The sequence below is a fragment of the Caldicoprobacter sp. genome, from assembly GCF_047459465.1.
GTDB lineage: Bacteria > Bacillota > Clostridia > Caldicoprobacterales > Caldicoprobacteraceae > Caldicoprobacter.
In genome coordinates, this window is the sequence record NZ_VSCO01000169.1 from 1 (window position 1) to 3,474 (window position 3,474).

Annotated in this window: 2 protein-coding genes; both read right to left on the reverse strand. The window is 45.7% G+C overall.

Going from position 1 to position 3,474, the window contains the following annotated elements; genetic code table 11:
- The coding region (locus FWJ59_RS08710) for a phospholipase D-like domain-containing protein (protein ID WP_414481553.1) at positions 1–1,145 on the reverse strand (1,145 nt) is incomplete at its 3' end.
- Between the two features lie 16 nt (positions 1,146–1,161).
- On the reverse strand, positions 1,162–3,474 hold a 2,313-nt coding region (locus FWJ59_RS08715), incomplete at its 5' end, for an anti-phage-associated DUF1156 domain-containing protein (protein ID WP_414481554.1).

Genomic DNA, 3,474 nt, shown 5'->3' on the forward strand with positions numbered 1-3,474 from the left:
GGCTTTTCTTCCCTGCCAGGCCCTAAATTTTTTCTCCTGGCCCTGTGAGCTTCATCCACGATTACGCACTCATATTCTAAATTCAGAAGATGCTGAACCTGCTCCGAATTTGCCGTGATCAAGCCTTGCGAGATTATACCGATACGCCTCGGACACTTTTTTATAGCTGCATCGCCATTTGCGGGATACCTTATGCCGTTTTCATCCACCCATCCTTTCCCGTCCCATACGGCCGAGGGCATATCCAAAAGGGTATTCATCTCATCCTGCCACTGCCAGATAAGGGTTTTGGGCACAATTACGAGAATAGGCTTGTCTCCGTACAAGGCCATAAGCTGCGCGGCCATGGCAAGCTGTACGGTTTTTCCTAAACCCACCATATCAGCAAGCACATACCTTGCTCCATATTTTTTATGGTCATTAAATGCCATATTTATAAAATATTTCTGGTGTTCCCACAAACCCAGTTCTTCCCTGTATACTGGCGATTCTATAACAGTCGAAGCAGGTTCAGGGTCTTTTCTCCATTCCTCAATCGAATAAACCACTTTTCTACGGGAAATTCTCTTAATGTCCTCAACGATAAAATCCGCCAGGAGCACCGCATAGGGGCTATTCCAGAAATAATCAAATTCTTCCTGAACCCACTTTACTGCCTCTTCCGAATCGTCCTCCCAAAGTATCTCATAATTCAGTTTCCAACCGGCATAGCTTTCGTTTACACTGCCTATAAAAGCTGTTTTTCGCCCATCCTTCAGAGTTATGACCCCTGCCTTCCCATGGATAAGGCCGAACACATCATTGGGAACAACTTTTATAAGCAGCTTGCCACTTTTTATGAGGTCATAAAGCTTTTCCAACCTTTCAGGAATGTCCATATATCTCTCTTCGGGCTTTATGCTACACCATTCCCTGCGCATGGCGTTTACAGCAGCGCTTGCCGTCACCACATCTTCCTTTTGCATCTCTGAATTGCACACAATTCTGGCACAGCCCTGTATGCTCTCAATTGCCTCTCCCGCCACTTCAATGATGGAAGAGCTGAAATAACCAGCAATCCTGTCGTAACTTATGGCATCTTTTAGCTTTTCATTTAAAAAGCTAGTATCTAGCCTTTTTCTCCTTGAGGAATAACGATATATCATTATATAATCCCCTCGCTCATACTCCATCATTTCTCACCAGTTCTGCAAGAAGCCCTGCATACTTGGCCTCTTCTTTCCAGTGGGGCATCGTTTCAATATTGCCCAAAGCGGATATGTATTCCAATATATCAACAATGGTATTCCGCTGATCCCAGTAATTGGGCAATTCATTTTTAAGCCAGTTTCTGCCCTTTGTCGTATCCTCTGCTTTTATGGCCTGATGCAGGGCGGCAAGGATGTTTCGAACGAGCGTATTGCTGAATTTATCGCTGGTGCCCAATCCCCTCATCCCAAACTCCAAAGCAGTCTTAAGCCTTGCCTTGTTGGCGCGGGTAGAGGCAAGAAGGTAACTGTACTCCCTCACGCCGAAGCCCTTTGCCAGTTCTTGATATGCGCCCAGCTGATAAATGCCGTCCTTTTCCAGGTCTAAGCCTTTGATATAAAACCTCTCTTCTGGTGTCAACATCTTCCACGTATAGGAATCAAAACCCTTAGGTATAATGTAGTCATAGGCAATCTTCACAGCTTCATTTATTATCTTCTCAATGGGCGATTCCTCACCCGGTTGCCTTGTCTTTGAAAGTTCATACTGGATGTCTATGTCTTCTATCTTCCTGTAAGAAGTCAGCACCTTCAGCGAAGCCGCATAAGCGGCAAGCAGGTAATCGGTATCGCTGAAATTGGGGTCTTCCTTGTCATCCAGCTCCCGCATGATGTCAATTTGCCTTTGAACCTCGCTTTCAATCTCGGGATAAAGCTCGTCAAGGTACGCGGTCTCTTCGGATGTCTGCTTGCGAAGGACAAGTAGGACAGTCCCTTTTACATAGTTGCCCTGCTTTATTCCGCTGGCGTCGGTTTCAGTGGCTATGTTCCATGCAGCGGTCACCCTCAAACCCGCCGCCCACAAAATCAACGCCAGATCCGCCCACACGCTGACATTTTGATGGGTAAACATTATTATCTGCAGCCCATTATCGGGCATATGCTCCGCCAGGTTCCTGTAAACCTCCACCATGCTGTGCTTGAAGCTTTCTCCAGTTCCCTTTATTGCAAGGGCACGCTTGCTGTCGGCATACCAGTCAGGAAAAATATCAAGGAGCATCTTCTTATCCCATGCAAGGAAAAATTCGGAAAGCTCGTGGTAGTTTATAGCGTCGGCATAGGGTGGATCGGTGAGCCAGATATCTGATTGATTTGTTATTTGTCTTGCATCTTTCACCATATGCAAAAATTCAGGATTAATTAATCGTTTTCTTAGATATAAAATCCAATTATTTCTCAATAAAAATAACGATTTTGTTCCATAATTATACAGGGTATTAAGTGCCTGATTATAATAAGTCTGTTCACTTTCATCTCTTCCAGAATGCCATCGTGATAACTTCGAATTCCAATCACAACATTTATTCACCCCCAACAGCCCCACTACTTTCTCCTTCTTCGTCTTCGCATGCCTATCAATAAGCTCCATCAAAAGTCCGTGTATGAGAAGCTGCCTCGGGTTGAACAGCTGATGCCAGTATGCCCAGCCTCTTTCCCTAATCACCTGGCTTGTATTGTAACCTTCTTCAATTATGCTGCTCGGAATATACCCCTTCTCCTGCCACTTGTTGAACCTCTCCTTAAGGAGATCTACAACCTTCTCTTCCCTCTCTAAATCTTCTTGTGTGGGAGCCGTATAATACCTCTTGCCGTCCTGCGTTTCGTACCTTATGCAATACAGCCTCTCCTGAAAAACATCGTCGGGGCGGGGTACAAATTCATGGGCTTCCCATCTGCGAAGGCCGTATTCTACCGAGCCATCCTCCCTTATCCTGTCTTTTCGGATAGCTGCTATGGGAGTTGACACTTTGCAGTGAGGACACACCAGGCTGCTATCACTGACAGTTGCCATCCTTTGTGCAAGTTCCATCTCTTTATCAGTCGCATTTGACTTGATTTCAATATCAAAGCTTTTAGTCTGTGGATTTTCCTTCAAGATAGCAACCGTCTTGGTCCCCTTACCTATGACCCAGGATGGCGCAAGAGGCACCCTCCATCCGCATTCGGGACAGATGGTTTCATTGCAGTATAAATAAGCGTTTGCCCTGTGCCCCTGTTCGTTGTGTTCTATCCCCCACTCGGTAATCTGCTTATCGGCCAGCTCAAATATCTTCTTTTGAAACTTCTTTAGGCTTTCAATCTCCTCCTCGGAACTTCCCAGTATATTCAGAGAAGCCCACGTCAAAAGCATGGCAATGGGATTCAAATCCGAAGCATATACGTAAAATCCCATCCTTGCCGCTTCAAAGGGAACGCTCCCACCGCCGCAGAAGCAGTCACCCACAAC